The sequence below is a fragment of the Pseudomonas sp. LS2P72 genome, from assembly GCF_054897865.1.
On sequence record NZ_CM142708.1, the window covers coordinates 100206 to 120793 of the forward strand.

Genomic DNA, 20588 nt, shown 5'->3' on the forward strand with positions numbered 1-20588 from the left:
TATGCCGCAGTTCTTTATCGATCGCCCAGTGTTCGCCTGGGTGATTGCGCTGTTCATCCTGCTCGCCGGCGCACTGGCGATACCGCAGTTGCCAGTGGCGCAGTACCCCAACATTGCCCCGCCGAAAATCGAAGTTGTCGCCACCTATCCTGGAGCTTCGGCGCAGGCAATGGATCAAAGCGTCGTCAGCCTGATCGAGGAAGAGCTCAGCGGCGCTGATCATCTTCTGTATTTTGAATCGCGCAGCAGCCAGGGTTCCGCCACGATCACCTCGACCTTCAAACCCGGCACCAATCCCGAGCTTGCGCAGGTCGACGTACTCAATCGCTTGAAAGTCATCGAGTCGCGCCTTCCCCAAGCGGTGATAGAACAAGGGTTGCGCGTGGAGAAAGTCTCAACAGGTTTCCTGTTGTTCATCTCGCTGATCGGCACCAGCGCGGATGTCGACAACGTTGCCCTCAGCGATTATCTGGCGCGCAATGTGGTCAACGAAATCAAGCGCCTGGAGGGCGTCGGCAAGGTCCAGATGTTCGGCTCCGAGCGGGCCATGCGCATTTGGGTCGACCCGCAAAAACTGATCGCTTTCAACCTGACGCCGGCGGACGTCAACGCTGCGATACTCGCTCAGAACGCGCTGATAGCGGCCGGTAGCCTCGGCGAATTACCGGTCAGCGGCAGTCAGGAAATCACCGCGACGGTCCTCGTTGAAGGACAATTGTCGAGCCCCGAAGCGTTCGCCGACATCGTGCTGCGCGCCGAGACCAATGGCGCCGTCGTACGTTTGGGCGATGTCGCCCGGGTCGAAATCGGCAGCCAGGAATACCAGTTCGGCACGCGCCTGAATGGCCAGCCTTCCAGCGAACTGGGCGTGCAACTGACGCCCGGTGGCAACGCGTTGAGCACGGCGACGCTGGTGCGCGCGAAGATGGATGAGTTGACCCGTTATTTCCCGGCGGACATGAAGTACCAGATCGCGTATGACACCTCGCCCTTCGTCAAAGTCTCGATCACCAAAGTGGTCTACACATTGCTCGAAGCGATGGTGCTGGTGTTTGCGGTGATGTACCTGTTCCTGCAAAACATCCGCTATACGTTGATTCCGACGCTGGTGGTGCCGGTGGCGTTGATGGGCACTTTTGCGATCATGCAGGTGCTGGGATTCTCCATCAATGTGCTGACCATGTTCGGCATGGTGCTGTCGATCGGCATCCTGGTGGACGACGCCATCGTGGTGGTGGAGAACGTTGAACGAATCATGCTTCAGGAGCGGCTCTCGCCCAAGGAAGCAACGCGCAAGGCAATGAAGCAAATCAGCGGCGCCATCGTCGGTATTACCGTGGTACTGGTTGCCGTGTTTATCCCGATGGCGTTCATGCAAGGCTCGGTCGGGGTGATTTATCAGCAGTTCTCCCTGACCATGGCCACGTCCATTCTGTTCTCGGCATTCCTCGCCCTGACCCTGACCCCGGCGCTGTGTGCGACGTTGCTGAAGCCTGTTGAACCGGGTGACCACGCTGCTCGCGGGTTCTTCGGTTGGTTCAACCGTCGCTTCGAACAACTGACCGACCGCTATCAGGATGGGGTCGCGTATGCATTGAAACGCAGCGGGCGTTATCTGTTCATCTATGGCGGGCTGCTGATTGTGCTGGTGGTAACGTTCAGTCGCCTGCCGTCCTCGTTTCTTCCGGTCGAAGACATGGGCTACACGATCACCGACATTCAATTGCCCCCCGGCGCGAGCCAGAATCGCACGGTCGAGGTGATCAAGCAGATCGAAGCGCATAACGCCACCGAGCCGGGTGTGGACAACAGCACCTTCGTGCTCGGCTTCAGTTTTTCCGGCAGCGGACAGAACGCCGGGCTGGGTTACACCGTGCTCAGGGATTGGTCGCAGCGGGGCAGCAATGACACGGCGGCGGCCATCGCCGATCGCGCGAACGCGGTGGTGAGCCAGATCAAAGGGGCAGAAGTGTTCGTTGTTTTGCCGCCGCCGATTGACGGTCTCGGCACGTCCAGCGGTTTCGAATTCCGCTTGCAAGACCGTGGCGGCCTCGGCTATGCCACGCTGATGAAGGCGCGCAGCGATTTGCTGGAAGCCGCACAAGCCAGCCCGATCCTGATCAACGTCCGCGAAAGCGCCCTTGCCGAGGCGCCACAGGTAAAACTCGATATCGACCGCCGGCACGCCAATGCGCTGGGCGTGTCTTTCGCCGATATTGGCAACGTGGTGTCCACGGGCATCGGTTCGGCCTATATCAATGACTTCCCCAACCAGGGGCGTATGCAACGGGTGGTGGTCCAGGCTGAGGGCGAGCAGCGCAATCAGGTCGATGATCTGCTGAAGATGCACGTGCGCAACAACGAGGGAAAAATGGTGCCGCTGTCAGCCTTCGTCCAGGCCAAGTGGATTCAAGGACCGGCGCAATTGAACCGTTACAACGGTTACCCGTCGATCAGCATTTCCGGTGAGCCGGCTCCTGGCTACAGCACCGGTGAAGCCATGGCGGAAATCGAACGTCTGGTGGCGCAAGGACCGGCCGGGCTGGGCCAGGAATGGACTGGGCTGTCGTTGCAGGAACGCTTGTCCGGCAATCAGGCGCCGATCCTGCTCGGCTTGTCGCTGCTGGTGGTGTTTTTGTGTCTGGCGGCGTTGTACGAGAGTTGGTCGATTCCGACGTCAGTGTTGCTGGTGGTGCCGCTCGGCGTGCTCGGCGCGGTGCTGGCGGTGACACTGCGCGAGATGCCCAACGACGTCTTCTTCAAGGTCGGATTGATCACCATCATTGGCCTGTCGGCGAAGAACGCGATCCTGATCATCGAATTTGCCAAAAGCCTTTATGACGAAGGTCACGATTTGATCGACGCCACCCTGCAAGCCGCGCGTTTGCGATTGCGGCCGATTGTGATGACATCGCTGGCATTCATTCTGGGTGTGGTGCCGCTGGCGATTGCCACGGGCGCCAGTTCGGCGAGCCAGCAGGCGATCGGCACAGGCGTGATCGGCGGGATGATCACCGCAACGCTGGCGGTGGTGTTTGTACCGGTGTTTTTTGTAGTGGTAATGCAACGGGTGAAAACCCGGCGGCGCTGATGGGCAATTGCAGCAGCGGGTATGTTCGCAAAGAACAAACCCGCTGCCACACATTGACCCTACCGCAGATCAGTGCCGGGCGTTAAACGCCCAGGTAATCCAGGATCCCTTCAGCCGCATTGCGGCCTTCGAAGATCGCCGTCACCACCAGGTCAGAACCACGAACCATGTCGCCACCGGCGAAGATTTTCGGGTTGCTGGTCTGGTGCTTGTACTGACCTTGCTCCGGGGCCACAACGCGGCCTTGGCTGTCGGTCTGGATGCTGTGCTGTTCGAACCACGACGCCGGGCTCGGACGGAAACCGAACGCGATGACCACGGCATCAGCCGGGATGATCTCTTCGGAACCCGGGATCGGCTCGGGGCTGCGACGGCCGCGGGCGTCCGGTTCGCCGAGACGGGTCTCGACTACCTTCACGCCTTCGACGCGGTCTTCACCGACGATCGCGATTGGCTGGCGGTTGTAGAGGAATTTCACGCCTTCTTCCTTGGCATTCTTCACCTCTTTGCGCGAGCCCGGCATGTTCGCTTCGTCACGACGATAAGCACAGGTCACCGACTTGGCGCCCTGGCGAATCGACGTACGGTTGCAGTCCATCGCCGTGTCGCCGCCACCCAGTACCACCACCTTCTTGCCTTTCATGTCGACGAAATCTTCCGGCGACTTTTCAAAGCCCAGGTTGCGGTTGACGTTGGCGATCAGAAAGTCCAACGCGTCATGCACGCCCGGCAAATCCTCACCGGCAAAGCCGCCCTTCATGTAGGTGTAGGTGCCCATGCCCATGAACACGGCATCGTACTCTTCGAGCAGTTGCTCGACGGTCACGTCCTTGCCCACTTCGGTGTTCAGACGGAACTCGATGCCCATGCCGGTGAAAACTTCGCGGCGATTGCTCAGCACGGTCTTTTCCAGCTTGAACTCAGGGATGCCGAAGGTCAGCAGACCGCCGATTTCCGGGTTCTTGTCGAACACCACCGGGGTCACGCCGCCACGTACCAGCACGTCGGCACAGCCCAGGCCTGCCGGGCCTGCGCCGATCACCGCAACACGCTTGCCGGTCGGTATGACCTTGGACATGTCCGGGCGCCAGCCCATGGCGAACGCGGTATCGGTGATGTACTTCTCGACCGAACCGATGGTCACCGCGCCGAAGCCGTCGTTGAGGGTGCAGGCACCCTCGCACAGACGATCCTGCGGACACACCCGGCCGCACACTTCCGGCAGGGTGTTGGTCTGGTGCGACAGCTCGGCGGCCTGGAGGATGTTGCCCTCGGCCACCAGCTTCAGCCAGTTGGGAATGAAGTTGTGCACCGGGCACTTCCATTCGCAATACGGGTTACCGCAACCCAGGCAGCGGTGGGCCTGATCGGCCGAATGCTGGGGTTTGAAGGGTTCGTAGATCTCCACGAACTCTTTCTTGCGTTGACGCAACAGTTTCTTCTTCGGATCTTTGCGCCCGACATCGATGAACTGGAAGTCGTTATTCAGACGTTCAGCCATTGTTAAAACCTCATCAAACTCTTCAGGCGCATATCACTGCGGGTTGGCACGGGTGCTGGAAAGCAACGATTTCAGGTTGGCAGCCTTGGGCTTGACCAGCCAGAAACGACGCAGATAGTCATCGAGGTTTTCAGCGAGGTTACGACCCCACTCACTGTCGGTTTCCTCGACGTATTCGTTCAGCACGCGTTGCAGGTGGCTGCGATAGGCTTCCATCGCCTCACCGCTGATCCGCTGGATTTCCACCAGTTCGTGGTTGACCCGGTCAACGAAGGTGTTGTCCTGGTCGAGCACGTAGGCGAAACCGCCGGTCATGCCTGAGCCGAAGTTGTAACCGGTCTTGCCCAATACGCAGACGAAACCACCGGTCATGTACTCGCAGCAGTGATCGCCCGTGCCTTCCACAACCGTGTGAGCACCGGAGTTACGCACGGCGAAACGCTCGCCCGCGGTACCGGCGGCGAACAACTTGCCGCCCGTGGCGCCGTACAGGCAGGTGTTGCCGATGATGGCACTGTCCTGAGTCTTGTAGACGCTGCCCTTCGGCGGAACGATGACCAGTTTGCCGCCGGTCATGCCTTTGCCGACGTAGTCGTTGGCGTCGCCTTCCAGGTACATGTTCAGGCCGCCAGCGTTCCACACACCGAAGCTCTGACCGGCCGTCCCTTTGAAGCGGAAGGTGATCGGCGCATTCGCCATGCCTTGGTTGCCGTGTTTGCGAGCGATTTCACCGGAGATCCGCGCGCCGATCGAACGGTCGCAGTTGCAGATATCCAGCGCGAAATCGGCGCCGCTCATGTCGTTGATGGCCGACGTGGCCAGGTCGACCATTTTCTCGGCCAGCAGGCCTTTGTCGAACGGTGGGTTGCGGTCGACCTGGCAGAACTGAGGTTTGTCTGCCGGGATATGATCGCTGCCCAGCAATGGCGTCAGGTCCAGGTGTTGCTGCTTGGCGGTCTGGCCTTCGAGGATGTCCAGCAGATCGGTACGACCGATCAGCTCTTCGAGGGAGCGCACGCCCAGCTTGGCCAGCCACTCACGGGTTTCTTCGGCGACGTAGGTGAAGAAATTCACCACCATGTCGACGGTACCGATGTAGTGATCCTTGCGCAGCTTCTCGTTCTGAGTCGCGACGCCGGTTGCGCAGTTGTTCAGATGGCAAATACGCAGGTATTTGCAGCCCAGGGCGATCATTGGCGCGGTGCCGAAGCCGAAGCTTTCAGCGCCGAGGATGGCCGCCTTGATCACGTCGAGGCCGGTTTTCAGGCCGCCGTCGGTTTGTACCCGCACTTTGCCGCGCAGGTCATTGCCGCGCAGGGTCTGGTGGGTTTCGGCCAGGCCGAGCTCCCACGGAGCGCCCGCGTATTTGATCGAGGTCAGCGGCGATGCACCGGTGCCGCCGTCGTAGCCGGAGATGGTGATCAAGTCAGCGTAGGCCTTGGCCACACCGGCGGCGATGGTGCCGACGCCGGCTTCTGCCACCAGCTTCACCGAGACCAGCGCTTTCGGGTTGACTTGTTTCAGGTCGAAAATCAGCTGCGACAAGTCTTCGATCGAATAGATGTCGTGGTGCGGCGGCGGCGAGATCAGGGTCACGCCCGGCACTGCGTAACGCAGCTTGGCGATCAGACCGTTGACCTTGCCGCCTGGCAGTTGACCACCTTCGCCGGGCTTGGCGCCCTGAGCGACTTTGATCTGCAGCACTTCAGCGTTGACCAGGTATTCCGGGGTCACACCGAAACGGCCAGTCGCCACTTGCTTGATTTTCGAGCTCTTGATGGTGCCGTAGCGCGCCGGGTCTTCGCCGCCTTCGCCGGAGTTGGAACGCGCACCGAGGCGGTTCATGGCTTCGGCCAGGGCTTCGTGAGCTTCCGGCGACAAGGCGCCGAGGGAGATGCCCGCGGAGTCGAAGCGCTTGAGCACCGATTCCAGCGGTTCGATCTCGCTGATGTCCAGCGGCGTGTCCAGGGTCTTGACCTTGAACATGTCCCGGATCATCGACACCGGACGGTTGTCCACCAGCGCCGTGTATTCCTTGAACTTGCTGTAGTCGCCCTGCTGCACAGCGGCTTGCAGGGTGCTGACCACATCCGGGTTGTACGCGTGATATTCGCCACCGTGGACGAACTTCAGCAAACCGCCCTGCTGGATTGGCTTGCGCGGGCTCCAGGCTTCGGCGGCCAGGGCTTTCTGCTCGGCTTCGATGTCGACGAAACGCGCACCTTTGATGCGGCTTGGAACGCCACGGAAGCTCAGGTCGCAGACTTCTTCAGACAGGCCGATGGCTTCGAACAACTGGGCACCGCGGTACGACGTGATGGTCGAAATACCCATCTTCGACAGGATCTTCAGCAGGCCTTTGGTGATGCCTTTGCGGTAGTTCTTGAACACCTCGTAGAGGTCGCCCAGCACTTCACCGGTGCGGATCAGGTCGCCCAGCACTTCGTAGGCCAGGAACGGATAGACCGCCGAGGCGCCGAAACCGATCAACACGGCAAAGTGGTGCGGATCGCGAGCCGTCGCGGTTTCCACGAGGATGTTGGAGTCGCAACGCAGGCCTTTTTCGGTCAGACGGTGGTGCACCGCGCCGGTGGCCAGGGAAGCGTGGATCGGCAATTTGCCCGGGGCAATGTGACGGTCACTCAGCACGACCTGGGTACGACCGGAGCGCACAGCTTCTTCAGCCTGATCGGCAACGTTGCGGATCGCCGCTTCGAGGCCGACGCTTTCGTCGTAGTTGAGGTCGATGATCGCGCGCTCGAAGCCCGGACGATCGAGGTTCATCAGCGAGCGCCACTTGGCCGGGGAAATGACCGGCGAGCTGAGGATCACGCGCGAGGCGTGTTCCGGCGACTCCTGGAAGATGTTGCGCTCGGCACCGAGGCAGATCTCCAGCGACATGACGATGGCTTCGCGCAGCGGGTCAATCGGCGGGTTGGTAACCTGCGCGAACTGCTGGCGGAAATAGTCGTACGGCGTGCGCACGCGCTGGGACAGCACGGCCATCGGCGTATCGTCGCCCATCGAGCCGACGGCTTCGTAGCCTTGCTCGCCGAGCGGACGCAGCACCTGATCACGTTCTTCGAAAGTGACCTGGTACATCTTCATGTACTGCTTGAGTTGGTCTACGTCGTAGAACGCCGAACCGTGGTCGTTATCTTCCATGGTCGCCTGAATGCGCAAGGCATTCTTGCGCAGCCATTGCTTGTACGGATGACGCGACTTCAAGCGGTTGTCGATCGCATCGGTGTCGAGGATCTGGCCGGTTTCGGTGTCCACGGCGAAGATCTGACCCGGGCCAACGCGCCCCTTGGCGATCACGTCTTCAGGCTGGTAGTTCCAGACACCGATTTCCGAGGCCAGGGTGATGAAACCATTTTTGGTGGTGACCCAACGCGCCGGACGCAGACCGTTACGGTCGAGCAGGCACACCGCGTAGCGACCGTCGGTCATTACCACGCCGGCCGGGCCGTCCCACGGTTCCATGTGCATCGAGTTGTATTCGTAGAACGCACGCAGATCCGGGTCCATGGTTTCGACGTTCTGCCACGCAGGCGGAATGATCATCCGCACGCCACGGAACAGGTCGATACCACCGGTGACCATCAACTCAAGCATGTTGTCCATGCTCGAGGAGTCGGAACCGACACGGTTGACCAGCGGGCCGAGTTCTTCCAGGTCCATCAGGTCATTGGTGAACTTGGTGCGACGGGCCACGGCCCAGTTGCGGTTACCGGTGATGGTGTTGATCTCGCCGTTGTGGGCGAGGAAGCGGAACGGCTGAGCCAGCGGCCATTTCGGCAGGGTGTTGGTGGAAAAGCGCTGGTGGAACACGCAAATCGAGGTTTGCAGGCGCTGGTCGCTGAGGTCTGGATAGAAGGCGGTGAGATCCGCCGGCATCATCAGGCCTTTATAAATGATGGTCTTGTGCGAAAAGCTGCAGACGTAGTGATCGGCGTCGGCCGCGTTGGCCACGGACGAGCGACGACGGGAGGTGAACAGCTTGACGGCCATGTCCTGATCGCTCAGGCCATCACCGGCGATGAACACTTGCTCGATCTGCGGCAGGCGCTCAAGGGCCAGTCGACCAAGGACGCTGGTGTCGATTGGCACTTTGCGCCAGCCGACGAGGGTCAGGCCGGCAGCGAGGATCTCGCGGTTCATGTTCTCGCGAGCGGCTTCGGCTTTGACCGGGTCCTGGTTGAAGAAGACCATGCCCACCGCATATTGCTTGGGCAGTTCGACGCCGAAGGTTTCCTGGGCGATGGCACGCAGGAACACATCCGGCTTTTGAATCAGCAGACCGCAACCGTCACCGGTCTTGCCGTCGGCGTTGATCCCACCGCGGTGGGTCATGCAGGTCAGGGCCTCGATGGCCGTTTGCAAAAGGGTATGACTGGGCTCGCCCTGCATATGGGCTATCAGGCCGAAACCGCAGTTATCCTTGAATTCATCTGGTTGGTACAGACCTGCTTTCATAGACACTTTCTCACCAGGCTGCCTCTTTTCGAGGCAAATTTCTTTTCAATTCAACCACTTACCATCCGCGCCGAACGTACGCCGGCTTAGCGGGGGCAAAAGGGTGGTCATTGTACACAGCGACACAGAGGCTCACAAATTTGACGACGAACTGTCGCAAATCTATGTCGCATTTGTGAAAGGTTTAAAGCGATCTGCTGTGCTAGTCAAAACTTTTTTAATTTTGACCGCAACGACTCAAAGACTACTGTAACGCAGACACCACAAGGCACGCGGTCTTGAGAGACGGCATGCGCTTGCAGAAATTTTGAGGTGCTTGGAGAGGCGGCCTGGGTAAGGCCGCCGAATCTTCAGCGAGTTGTTGCCAGTTCCTGTTGGACGCTGGCGACAGTGCGAGGCCAAGGTTTACCAGCCTGAACCTTCGCTGGCAAGGCCTTGATGGCGGTAACGGCTGCATCGCGGTTGGCGAAGTTACCGTAAGTGATGACGTAAAGCGGCTTGCCGTTGAGGACTTTCTTGAAATAACGGTACTCGCCGCCCTGCTCCTTGACGAAGGATTGCGCAGCCGTTTCAGAGCTGGTGCCGAGGATCTGTACCACGTAGTTACCCGGCGCTTGCCCTGCGTACCAGGTGCCGCCGGCAGCTTTGGCCACGGTGACTGGTTTCTCGGCAGGCTTGGCAGCGGTGGCGGCTGGTTTGGCTGGCGCTGGAGCTGGCTTCACGGCAGGCGCTACCGGGACTGGCTTGGCAGTCGCAACCTGAGTCGGCGCAGGCACAGGCTTGGCGGCAGGTGCCGGCGCCGGCGCCGGGCCAGGCTGGATGCCCGCAGGCGGCGCGGTGGTGGTCACGGTCGGCGGCGTAGCACTCGAGCCTTCCACCGGCACGCCGTCATCGCCTTCGGTGATACCACCGGCGGCCTCAGCCAGCGGACCGCGCATGACCGGTTGCGAGTTACCGACCAGCGGCAATGGCATCGGTTGCGAGTTACCGGCGAATTCGACGGCAGGCGCGCCGCCGCTGTCAGGTTGTGGCGTACCCTGGCCGAGCGGCAGTTGCGCCTGTTCGTTGGCAGGTGCGCCAGTGGTCGGTGCTTTGCTGCGACCCGGCATCAACCAGGCGGCGGCTACCGCGACCACGACCACGGCGGAAATCGCCAATACGTGTTTCTTCGGCATGTTGAACCCCATACTTGGACGCTTCACCGCTGAGCGGCTGGCAATCATGGCTTCGATCATTGCATCGCGGGCAACCTGGTTGATGGTGCCAGGCCAACCGTCGGAGCTTTCGTGAATATCAGAGATCTGATCTGCGGTGAAAAGTTCGATACCCCGGCCGGCGCCTTCGAGCCGCTGCTCCAGATACTCGCGGGTTTCTTCTTCGGTGTAAGGCTGCAACTCGATGACGTGGAAACGCTCTTCCTCGAGGCTCAGCGCGTCCAGTTGAGCTATCAGCGACGATTCACCGAACAGGAACACATGCGGGCGACCTTCCGGTGCACCGGCAGCCAGGGCCAGCAAGGCTTCCAGCGCGGACTCGTCGAGTTGCTCGGCGTCATCCACCAGCAAATAGACTTCCTGCCCCGTCAGTGCAAGCTGCACCACTTGAGCCAGAATCGCGCCGATTTCGGCCTGGGCAACGTTCAGCGCCTGAGCCACCTGACGCAGCACGCCGGCCGCATCACCGGCGCCACGGGCGGAAACCACAACGCTTTGCACCGACTGTTTGTTGGTGCTGGCCACCAGGGCCTGACGCAACAGTGTCTTGCCACTGCCTTGCGGGCCGGTGACGACCAGCAGCAACTGACTGTAGCGTGCCAAGTGATGCAGTTGCCCCAGCACCGGTTTGCGCTGGGCCGGGAAGAATTTGAAGCCAGGCACCCGTGGAGAAAAAGGGTCATGACTCAACTGGTAATGGCCGAGGAAAGCCTCGTCGGCGTGCAAACTAGTCATCGGGATCTTATTAACCTTTAAGCTGAGCCAGAGCGCGGTAATCCGCTCCCAGCGTGGCCTGTAAAACCTCTTTCGGATAATCGTCGGTCACCACCGCTTCGCCCATGTGGCGCAGCAGCACCAGGCGCAAACGACCGTCGATCACTTTCTTGTCAATTGCCATGTGTTCGAGAAAATCGGCTTCAGTCATCTCTTCAGGCGGGATAACCGGCAGGCCGGCAAGCTGGAACAGACGAATGCCGCGATCGCGCTCTTGCTCGCTGATCCAGCCCAGGCGCGCGGACATTTCCAAGGCCATTACGGTGCCAGCAGCGACCGCCTCACCATGTAGCCAGACACCATAGCCCATGTGGGTTTCGATGGCATGGCCGAAGGTGTGACCCAGGTTGAGCGTGGCGCGAACACCGGTTTCCCGTTCGTCGGCACCCACTACCGCAGCCTTGGCCGCGCAAGAGCGCTCGATGGCGTAGGTCAGGGCGATCTGATCCAGGGCGCGCAGGCGATCGACGTTTTCTTCGAGCCAGGTCAGGAACGGCTCGTCGCAGATCAGCCCGTATTTGATGACCTCGGCAAGCCCGGCGGACAGTTCGCGGGCCGGCAGGGTATTGAGGGTAGCGGTATCAATCAGCACCACATTCGGTTGATAGAAAGCGCCGACCATGTTCTTGCCCAGCGGATGGTTGATCCCGGTCTTGCCGCCCACCGAAGAGTCGACTTGCGACAACAGCGTGGTCGGGATCTGGATGAAATCGACACCCCGCTGGTAGCAGGCGGCCGCAAAACCGGCCATGTCACCAATCACACCGCCACCGAGGGCGATGACCGTGGTACGACGGTCGTGCCGTGCGGTCAGCAGACCGTCGAAAATCAGTTGCAGGGTTTCCCAGGTCTTGAACGCTTCGCCGTCCGGCAGCACCACGGAAACTACCGAAAACTGCGCGAGGCTACGGGTCAGACGCTCAAGATAGAGCGGCGCAACGGTCTCGTTGGAGATGATCGCCACTTGCCGTCCGCGAATATGCGGGGCCAGCAGCTCAGGCTGATCCAACAAACCTTCGCCAATATGAATCGGGTAGCTGCGCTCGCCTAGATCGACCTTGAGTGTCTGCATGTGTCCCCACAGTGAAGATGGAATCAGGCGTCCTGCCTTGAGTTAACGAATGTCCCGGCGTCTGCTGGTGTGACGCCGTTCGGTAGCCATCCGCCACAACCTTGAGCGGCCATGACAGGACGCCGAGGATAGCGCATTTCGCGCTGCGCTTTAACGGGGAGGTAGCTGCTGCAAGCGTTCGAGAATATCGAGCACCACCATTCGCGGCGGCCGCTCATCGGTTTCCACCACCAGATCGGCGATTTCCCGATACAGCGGATCGCGGATCGCCAGCAGATCCCGAAGGGTCTTGGCCGGATCGGCAGTACGCAACAGGGGTCGATTGCGATCGCGGGAAGTGCGGCCGACCTGCTGCTCGACAGACGCATGCAGATAGACCACCCGCCCGCCGGCGTGCAGCGCCCGGCGATTGGCCTCGCGCATCACCGCGCCGCCACCGGTTGCCAGCACCACGCCGTCGCACCCGCACAGCTCGGCAATCATCGCCTGCTCGCGGTCACGAAAGCCCGGTTCGCCTTCCTTATCGAAAATCCACGGGATATTGGCACCCGTGCGCAATTCAATTTCCTTATCGGAATCTTTGAACGGCAGGCGCAGCTCTTTGGCCAGCAACCGGCCGATGGTGCTTTTTCCAGCCCCCATCGGTCCAACAAGAATCAAATTTCGCACAGAATCAATGACTCACAGCAATCGCCTGGTTATTCATGATACGCGGAGTGAGAAATACCAGCAGCTCGGATTTTTTCTCCGAAACCACGTCACGCCGGAAAAGGCGGCCAAGATACGGCACATCACCGAGAAATGGCACCTTATCTACAACCTTGCTTTGAGTATTTGAGAAAACCCCACCAATCACGATGGTCTCGCCGTCGTTGACCAGGACCTTGGCATTGACCTCGTTTTTCTTGATCGGCGGAACATCCTGCACCTTGTTCAGGTAATCCGGTTCGTCCTTGGTGACCTTGACCTCCATGATGATCCGGTTGTCCGGAGTAATCTGGGGCGTCACTTCCAGAGACAGCGAAGCCTCCTTGAACGACACCGAGGTAGCGCCGCTGGAGCTGGCTTCCTGATAGGGAATTTCCGTGCCCTTGAGGATTTTCGCGGTCTCCTTGTCCGAGGTGACCACCTTGGGTTGCGAGACGATTTCGCCGTTACCGGTCTTCTCCATGGCCGTCAGCTCAAGATCCAGCAGCACATTGTCGGTGATGAAGGCGATGCCGAGCCCCGAGGTGTTGGCGGCGGTGCCCAGGTCGACAAAAGGCGAGTTGGTGCTGGTGCTGCCAGGCGTACCGATGGTCGATGAAGCATTAGCCCCATTATTGCTGACGCCCGAGGTGTTCCAGTTGCCCTTGTTCTGCAACGAACCGCCCCAGCGCACGCCGAGGCTTTTGTCATAGTCGACGTTGGCTTCGACGATGCGCGCCTCGATCATCACCTGACGCACCGGGATATCAAGTTGCGTGACGATGCGGCGCAGCTCGTCGAGACGGTCCTGGGTCTGGTAGGCGATGATGTTGTTGGTCCGCTCATCCACCGTGATCGAGCCCCGCTCGTCGGCTTTTGCTTCGGCACTGGTCACCGACTGGAACAGCTTGGCGATATCGGCAGCTTTGGCGTAATTGACCTGCAACAGCTCGCGACGCAGGGGCGCCAGGTCGGCGATTTGCTTCTGCGATTCCAGCTCCTGACGCTCGCGGGCAGAGATTTCATCGGCCGGCGCGACCAGCAAAACGTTACCGATCTTGCGTTTGTCCAGGCCCTTGGTTTTCAACACCAGATCCAGCGCCTGATCCCACGGTACGTTCTGCAAACGTAGCGTGATGCCGCCTTGCACTGTGTCGCTGGCCACCAGATTGAGATTGGTGAAGTCGGCGATCAGTTGCAGCACCGAACGCACATCGATGTCCTGGAAATTCAGCGAGAGCTTTTCACCGGTGTAGGCAAAACGCTCGGTGTTGCGTTTCTGCAAGTCATCGACGGTCATCGGCCGAATGCTGACGGTCAGCTTGTTGTCGGTCTGGTAAGTCGAATAATCGAAGGTGCCGCCGGGCTCAATGCTGATCGTGGCCCGATCACCCGTGGCGCTGGCGTTGACGAACTGCACCGGCGTGGCGAAATCCTTGACGTCCAGACGGACACGCAACCGCTCAGGTAATTGGGTCTTGGCGAAACCGAGGATGATCTTGCCGTCGCGCTCCTGAATGTCCGGAGCGATGGAGGGATCAGACAGATCGATGACCACGTTGCCTTCGCCCTGAGTACCGCGCTGGAAATCCACGCCCCGAATGGCCTTGCCTACCGGCGCATAGGCTTTCGTCGGGGCTGGCGTTGCAGTCGCTGCGCGCGGCGTTTTGGACGCCGGGCTGGAGGCCGTTTTGTTGGCGCCCTGGCCGACCACCACGAACAGCGTATTGCCTTCGACCCGTGCGTTATACGGCGTCAACTGGGTCAGATTGATGATCAGCCGCGCACGGTCCTTGGCTTGCACCACCGTGGCGCTGCGGGCATTTCCACCGCCCAGGTCACGATTTTTGCTTTTTAGCTGACTGACGACGCCAGGCAGATCCAGCGCAATTCGTGCAGGCGATTCAGTGGTGTAACCGTGGGGCGGCGGTGGCGGCCCATCGAACGACAACTTCAACTCGACCCGGTCCCCCGGCAGCGCGGCGACATCCAGCGCGTTGAGGTTGGCCGCTAGTACCATCGGCGACAGCAACGCTATCCATAGCGAAATTCCGAAGGTTGAGAAAATCCTGTTCATTATTCGAGTTCCACTATGAGTGCTCTTTCAAAGGGATGGTCCGCGGCCGCTCCAGCCAGGCGCCTTCGCCGTCGGGAACGATTTCGACCACATCGACCTGCGAGCCAGTGATGGCGACGATCCGCCCATCGTTGCGCCCCAGGTAATCGCCGACTTTCAACCGATGCACCCCGCCCGCCCCGCGCAGCAGCGCAAAGGAGCCGGTCGCATTGGCGATCGTTCCGACCATTTCAAACTGCTCGATGTTGAAACCTTCGAGGTACTGCTTGACCCGACTCGGGTCAGGTTTGACGTTGCGCGAGCCATGTTTCTGGCCGGCCAGATCGACTCTGATCTGTCGGGAAAACGGGCTTCGCAGGTTGGCAGCGCTGTAGGTGAATGTGGGGTAAGACCGAAATGTCGGCGTTGGTTCAATCTTGCCGGGAGCACGCAAACGCATTTCGTTCATGTACGCATCCAGGTCGCTGAAGTCATTGTCGCTGCCGCAACCGGCCAGGCCGGCGACCAACATCACTACCGAAAAACAACGAATCGGGCTCATTTTTGCAGCCCCTTGTCGTTGTAGCGGTAGGTCTTGGCGAGGATGCTCATGCGCAACTTCGGACCCCCTTCCGGGTTGGCCGGCGCAAGATCGAAGTCATGCAGGGTGACAATCCGTGGCAGCCCGGCGACGCCGCTGACGAAGGTGGCAAGGTCGTGATAGGCGCCGGTGACGGTGATCTGGATCGGCAGCTCGATGTAGAACTGCTGCGTGTTCTCCGGTAGCAGCTTGATCTCTTCGAACTCCAGGCCACTGCCCAGGCCGGTGCGAGTGATGTCCTCCAGCAGGCCAGGCACTTCGGTGTCGCTGGGCAATTGCCGCAGCAGCACGCCAAAGGAGTTCTCCATTTCCTTCATCTGCTGCGTATACAGCTCCAGATTCGCCGCCATATGGGCTTTGTTGGCGAATTGCTCCTTGAGGGTCGACTCTTCCTCGCGCTTGAGTTCGAGATGGCTCTGAAGGTCGCTGATGGAAAAACTGTAGCCCAGCGAAAGCACCAGGATCATGAGCAAACTACCCGCCAGCGCCTTGATGGCTGGCGGCCAGGAACCCATGTTATTGGTGTCCAGGTCATTGATGTCGATCTTGCGCAGGCCTTCGAACCAGTCAGACAGCCTCATTTGCCGCCCTCCGCAGCGGCGGGCTGAGTCTGACGAACGGTCAGCTGAAAGACGTTGGCCTGATCCAGCTGACCGGCGGTCGTCGCTTTGACTTCCGTCAGGGTCGGCGCATTGAACCAGTCCGACGCATCCAGATTACGCATCAGGTCCGAAACACGATTGTTGGATTCTGCCGCGCCCGTAATGGACAGGGTTTTGCCGGCCATTTTCACCTCGGTGAAGTACACCCCGTCTGGCAAGGTACGCGCCAACTGATCGAAGATCCGCCCGCTGATCGGACGGTTGCCTTGCAGGTCCTGAATGATGCGCATGCGCTCGACCAGTTGCTGGCGACGAGCCTTCAAATCGCTGATCTGTTTGATCCGCTCGTCGACCACGGCAATCTGTTTACCGATGTAATCGTTACGAGCCATTTGCCGATCAATAGCGCCACTGATGGCCTGATTCCCGATCAGCACCGCGCCCACGGCCCCCACCATCACACCGACCAGCGCCAGCAAAAAGCGTTTGCGTCGCGCTTCACGCTGCTCTTCGCGCCAGGGTAAAAGATTGATCCGCGCCATCAGTCGAAACTCCTGAGGGCCAGCCCACAGGCGATCATCAGTGCCGGCGCATCGCTGGCCAGCGCACCGGCGTTGACCTTGCTGCTCAGGGCCATGTCGGAGAAGGGGTTGGCCACTTGCGTCGGCGTACCCAATCGTTGCTCGATCAATCGGTCCAGCCCCGGGACCGATGCTGTACCGCCGGCCAACAGGATGTGATCAACCGAGTTGTACTGACCGGAGGCGAAGAAAAACTGCAACGAACGCGACACCTGCTGCACCAGCGCATCGCGAAACGGCTGCAGCACCTCACTGACGTAATCGTCCGGCAAACCGCCCTGCTTTTTCGCCAGCCCCGCCTGCTCAAGGGTCAGGCCATAACGTCGCTGGATTTCCTCCGTCAGTTGACGACCGCCGAACAATTGCTCGCGGGTGTAGATGATCCGCCCCTGATGCAGCACGCTCAGGGTGGTCATGGTGGCGCCGATATCAACCACTGCTACCGTCAGGCGTTCCTGAGAAGCCGCCAGCTGACTCGCCAGCAATCCGTAGGAACGCTCCAATGCATAAGCCTCGACGTCGACCACGCGGGCTGTCAGGCCGGCCAGGGCCAGGGCCGCTTCCCGGACCTCGACGTTTTCCTTGCGACAGGCCGCCAGCAGCACATTGACTCGCTCGGGGTTGCGCGCAGAAACGCCCTGGACCTCAAAGTCGATGGCCACTTCGTCCAATGGATAAGGGATGTATTGATCGGCCTCGATCTTCAGCTGGTTTTCCATTTCGTCGTCGGAAAGACCGGCGTCCATCTCGATGGTCTTGGTGATCACCGCCGAACCGGCCACGGCCACGGCGACATTTTTGAGGTTGGTTCTGGCCTTGAGTAACACGCGCGCGAGTGCCTGCCCTACGCCTTCGAGCTCGGCGATATTTTTCTCGACCACCGCGTTGGTGGGTAAAGGTTCCACCGCATAGGCCTCGACCCGATAACGGTCGCCTTGGCGGCTTAGCTCCAGAAGCTTGACCGACGTGGAGCTGATGTCGATCCCCAGAAGCGTATTGGCCTTTTTATTGAAGAGTCCTAGCACTACCAATTCCCTATGACTATCCGTGTCTTACGGACTCTGTAATATCCGTTGCGTTCAAACCACCCGTCTTGACAGCAGCGCAAATGACGCTCTCGCCGGAAAAATGCTTATAATGCCCAGCGTTTTTTTCCGATTTTTACTTCAAGCGCGGGTCGTTCCCTGTTTATCTGAACCCTGATGCCAAATTCATTCTTTGCCCTGGATGTCCAAAAGCCTTGATTCGTCTGCTGAAATTTTTCGGATGGTCCATCGTCGCCGTTTTCTGCGGGCTGCTCCTTAGTCTTAGCGGCGCCTTTCTCTACCTTAGTCCGGGTTTGCCATCCGTGGAGGCGCTGAGAAGCATCCAGTTGCAGATTCCTTTGCGGGTCTACAGCAGCGACAACAAGCTGATCGCAGAATTTGGCGAAATGCGCCGCACACCGATCCGGTTCGCCGACATTCCCCCCAATTTCATTAATGCGTTACTAAGTGCTGAAGATGACAACTTCGCCAATCACTACGGTGTCGACCCCAGCAGCCTGATGCGCGCGGCCACCCAATTGGTAAAAAGCGGACACATTCAGTCCGGCGGCAGCACCATCACCATGCAGGTGGCGAAGAACTTCTTCCTGACCAGCGAACGCAGCTTCTCGCGCAAAACCACCGAAATTCTCCTGGCCCTGCAGATCGAACGGCAGCTGACCAAGGACGAGATTCTTGAGCTCTACGTCAACAAGATCTATCTGGGCAACCGCGCCTACGGTATCGAAGCCGCCGCGCAGGTTTACTACGGCAAGTCGATTCGTGATGTCAGTCTGGCGCAGATGGCGATGATCGCCGGCCTGCCGAAAGCCCCCTCGCGCTTCAACCCGCTGGCCAACCCGGCCCGCAGCAAGGAACGTCGCGACTGGATCCTTGGGCGCATGTACAAGCTCGGCAAAATCACCGAAGCCGACTACACCACCGCGATCAACGAGCCGCTGAACGCCAGTTATCACGTGCCGACCCCGGAAGTGAATGCGCCGTACATCGCTGAAATGGCCCGCGCCGAAATGGTCGGCCGTTATGGCAGCGACGCCTATACCGAGGGTTTCCGCGTCACCACCACGGTGCCGAGCAACCTGCAGGAAATGGCCAACACCGCCGTTCACGAAGGCTTGATGACCTACGACCAGCGTCATGGCTATCGCGGCCCGGAGTCGCGCCTGCCGGGCAAGACTCGCGAGGCCTGGACAACCGAGCTGACCAAACAGCGCACCATCAGCAGCCTTGAACCTGCCATCGTCACCCAGGTCGACAAGACCGGCCTGCAAGTGATGACCCGTACCGGTGACGAACATGTCGGCTGGGACAGCATGAAATGGGCGCGTCCGTTCCTGAACACCAACAGCATGGGGCCCAATCCGAAACAGCCTTCGGACGTCGCCCAGGTCGGCGACCTGATTCGTGTACAGCGCCAGCCGGACAACTCGCTGAAATTCAGCCAGATCCCGCAGGCTCAGGGCGCGCTGGTTTCCCTCGACCCGCAGAACGGTGCCATTCGCTCCCTGGTCGGCGGCTTCGCCTTCGAACAGAGCAACTACAACCGCGCCATGCAGGCCAAACGTCAGCCGGGTTCGAGCTTCAAGCCGTTCGTCTACAGTGCGGCGCTGGATAACGGCTACACCGCCTCCAGCCTGGTGAACGACGCACCGATCGTGTTCGTCGACGAGTACCTGGACAAGGTCTGGCGTCCGAAGAACGACACCAACACCTTCCTCGGCCCGATCCGCTTGCGTGAAGGCTTGTACAAGTCGCGCAACCTGGTTTCGATCCGGCTGGTGCAAGCCATGGGCGTTGGCAGGACCATCGATTACATCACGCGCTTTGGCTTCAACAAGCAGGACCTGCCGCCCAACCTGTCGCTGGCACTGGGCACCGCGACGCTGACGCCAATGGAAATCGCCACCGGCTGGAGTACTTTCGCCAACGGCGGCTACAAGATCACCCCCTTCATCATCGACAAGATCGAAAGCCGCAATGGCGACACGCTGTTCGTCGCCAACCCGCCGAGCGTCCCGAAAGGCAATGTCGTCACCGACGGCATCGCCGCCCCTGTCGCGGCCAGTGCCTTCACCGTCAACGCAACTCCGGGCGAAGCCTTGACCGCCCAGCCAGCGCCACAAACGCCGGCCGTGGCCGAGCGCATCGTCGATGGTCGCACCACGTTCATCCTCAACAGCATGCTCGAGGACGTGATCAAACTCGGCACCGGCCGCCGCGCCTTGGCCTTGGGCCGCAGCGACATTGCGGGCAAGACCGGTACTACCAACGAGTCCAAGGACGCCTGGTTCTCTGGGTACAACGCCGATTATGTGACCACTGTGTGGACCGGTTTCGACCAGCCTGAAAGCCTGGGTCGCAAGGAGTTCGGCGGTACCGTCGCCCTGCCGATCTGGATGAACTACATGGGCGCCGCGCTCAAAGGCCTGCCGCCTCATACGCAGGCAGAGCCGGAAGGCCTCCTCAGCCTGCGAGTCGACCCGATCAGCGGCCGTGCAGCCACCCCAGGCACGCCAGGCGCCTACTTCGAGCTGTTCAAGGCCGAAGACACGCCACCGTCGGGGAACGAGCTGGGCAATGGCATTGCGCCGGGCAGCCCACTGCCTGCGGATGAAGCGGCACCGATCGATTTGTTCTGATCGCCTGAAGCGGCAAAAAGCCCCGCCTTCGAAAGAAGAGCGGGGCTTTTTTTGCATTGGGTGACTGTCAGACCGCCATCGCGGGCAAGCCTTGCTCCTACAGGTTCCTGTCGTACGGAATACCACGCCTGACACACATCCGTAGGAGCAAGGCTTGCCCGCGATGAGGCCCTCATGAACACACAACAACCACAGGCAATAAAAAAGCCCCGACTCGTTAGAGCCGGGGCTTTTTGTTGAAGCGC

At 60.1% G+C, this 20588-nt stretch carries 12 protein-coding genes; 2 read left to right on the plus strand and 10 right to left on the minus strand.

The genetic code is table 11. From position 1 onward, the window contains the following. The first annotated feature begins 1 nt into the window (after position 1). Positions 2–3091 carry a multidrug efflux RND transporter permease subunit gene (locus ACYZUA_RS00410; RefSeq protein ID WP_461961656.1) on the plus strand — a complete coding sequence of 1030 codons (3090 nt, stop codon included), beginning with the start codon at positions 2–4 and terminating at the stop codon, positions 3089–3091. 82 nt (positions 3092–3173) lie between these two features. On the opposite strand, the gene ACYZUA_RS00415 is transcribed toward ACYZUA_RS00410, so the two are convergent. The 10 genes from ACYZUA_RS00415 to ACYZUA_RS00460 all read right to left on the minus strand — a co-directional run bounded on the left by ACYZUA_RS00415 (position 3174) and on the right by ACYZUA_RS00460 (position 17683). After that, a complete protein-coding gene (locus ACYZUA_RS00415) occupies positions 3174–4592 on the minus strand; it encodes an FAD-dependent oxidoreductase (protein WP_008149580.1) in 1419 nt (472 codons plus the stop codon). 33 nt (positions 4593–4625) lie between these two features. Beyond that, a complete protein-coding gene (gene gltB / locus ACYZUA_RS00420) occupies positions 4626–9071 on the minus strand; it encodes a glutamate synthase large subunit (RefSeq protein ID WP_461961657.1) in 4446 nt (1481 codons plus the stop codon). Between the two features lie 350 nt (positions 9072–9421). Continuing rightward, positions 9422–11020: an AAA family ATPase gene (locus tag ACYZUA_RS00425; protein ID WP_461961658.1), complete on the minus strand. Its 1599-nt coding sequence runs from the start codon at positions 11018–11020 to the stop codon at positions 9422–9424. A 10-nt stretch (positions 11021–11030) separates the two neighbouring features. Next, positions 11031–12131, minus strand: coding sequence for a 3-dehydroquinate synthase (aroB, locus tag ACYZUA_RS00430; protein ID WP_461961659.1), 1101 nt, complete (start codon positions 12129–12131; stop codon positions 11031–11033). Between the two features lie 150 nt (positions 12132–12281). Continuing rightward, the gene (gene aroK / locus ACYZUA_RS00435; RefSeq protein ID WP_010464421.1) at positions 12282–12800 is read right to left on the minus strand and encodes a shikimate kinase AroK; all 519 of its coding nucleotides are present in this window, start codon (positions 12798–12800) and stop codon (positions 12282–12284) included. Between the two features lie 4 nt (positions 12801–12804). Then, the gene (gene pilQ / locus ACYZUA_RS00440) at positions 12805–14895 is read right to left on the minus strand and encodes a type IV pilus secretin PilQ (protein ID WP_461961660.1); all 2091 of its coding nucleotides are present in this window, start codon (positions 14893–14895) and stop codon (positions 12805–12807) included. A 13-nt stretch (positions 14896–14908) separates the two neighbouring features. Further along, the gene (locus tag ACYZUA_RS00445) at positions 14909–15436 is read right to left on the minus strand and encodes a pilus assembly protein PilP (RefSeq protein WP_461961661.1); all 528 of its coding nucleotides are present in this window, start codon (positions 15434–15436) and stop codon (positions 14909–14911) included. After that, on the minus strand, positions 15433–16056 hold the full coding sequence (gene pilO, locus ACYZUA_RS00450; RefSeq protein ID WP_461961662.1) for a type 4a pilus biogenesis protein PilO: 624 nt from the start codon (positions 16054–16056) through the stop codon (positions 15433–15435). Before pilO ends, ACYZUA_RS00445 begins: the two co-directional genes overlap by 4 nt. Next, positions 16053–16619, minus strand: a complete 567-nt coding sequence (locus ACYZUA_RS00455; RefSeq protein ID WP_461961663.1) for a PilN domain-containing protein — start codon at positions 16617–16619, stop codon at positions 16053–16055. The genes pilO and ACYZUA_RS00455 overlap by 4 nt, the downstream gene beginning before the upstream one ends. Continuing rightward, positions 16619–17683 carry a pilus assembly protein PilM gene (locus ACYZUA_RS00460; RefSeq protein WP_046045616.1) on the minus strand — a complete coding sequence of 355 codons (1065 nt, stop codon included), beginning with the start codon at positions 17681–17683 and terminating at the stop codon, positions 16619–16621. The genes ACYZUA_RS00455 and ACYZUA_RS00460 overlap by 1 nt, the downstream gene beginning before the upstream one ends. A gap of 218 nt (positions 17684–17901) precedes the next feature. On the opposite strand from ACYZUA_RS00460, the gene ACYZUA_RS00465 reads away from it, so the two are divergent. Beyond that, positions 17902–20343 carry a penicillin-binding protein 1A gene (locus tag ACYZUA_RS00465; protein ID WP_461964160.1) on the plus strand — a complete coding sequence of 814 codons (2442 nt, stop codon included), beginning with the start codon at positions 17902–17904 and terminating at the stop codon, positions 20341–20343. Positions 20344–20588 lie beyond the last annotated feature (245 nt).

Coding starts and splice junctions, on each gene's coding strand:
- pilQ (WP_461961660.1), bottom strand. CDS start 14,895: ATGAACAGGATTTTCTCAACCTTCGGAATTTCGCTATGGATAGCGTTG.
- aroB (WP_461961659.1), bottom strand. CDS start 12,131: ATGCAGACACTCAAGGTCGATCTAGGCGAGCGCAGCTACCCGATTCAT.
- ACYZUA_RS00455 (WP_461961663.1), bottom strand. CDS start 16,619: ATGGCGCGGATCAATCTTTTACCCTGGCGCGAAGAGCAGCGTGAAGCG.
- ACYZUA_RS00410 (WP_461961656.1), top strand. CDS start 2: ATGCCGCAGTTCTTTATCGATCGCCCAGTGTTCGCCTGGGTGATTGCG.
- ACYZUA_RS00445 (WP_461961661.1), bottom strand. CDS start 15,436: ATGAGCCCGATTCGTTGTTTTTCGGTAGTGATGTTGGTCGCCGGCCTG.
- ACYZUA_RS00425 (WP_461961658.1), bottom strand. CDS start 11,020: ATGACTAGTTTGCACGCCGACGAGGCTTTCCTCGGCCATTACCAGTTG.
- ACYZUA_RS00415 (WP_008149580.1), bottom strand. CDS start 4,592: ATGGCTGAACGTCTGAATAACGACTTCCAGTTCATCGATGTCGGGCGC.
- gltB (WP_461961657.1), bottom strand. CDS start 9,071: ATGAAAGCAGGTCTGTACCAACCAGATGAATTCAAGGATAACTGCGGT.
- pilO (WP_461961662.1), bottom strand. CDS start 16,056: ATGAGGCTGTCTGACTGGTTCGAAGGCCTGCGCAAGATCGACATCAAT.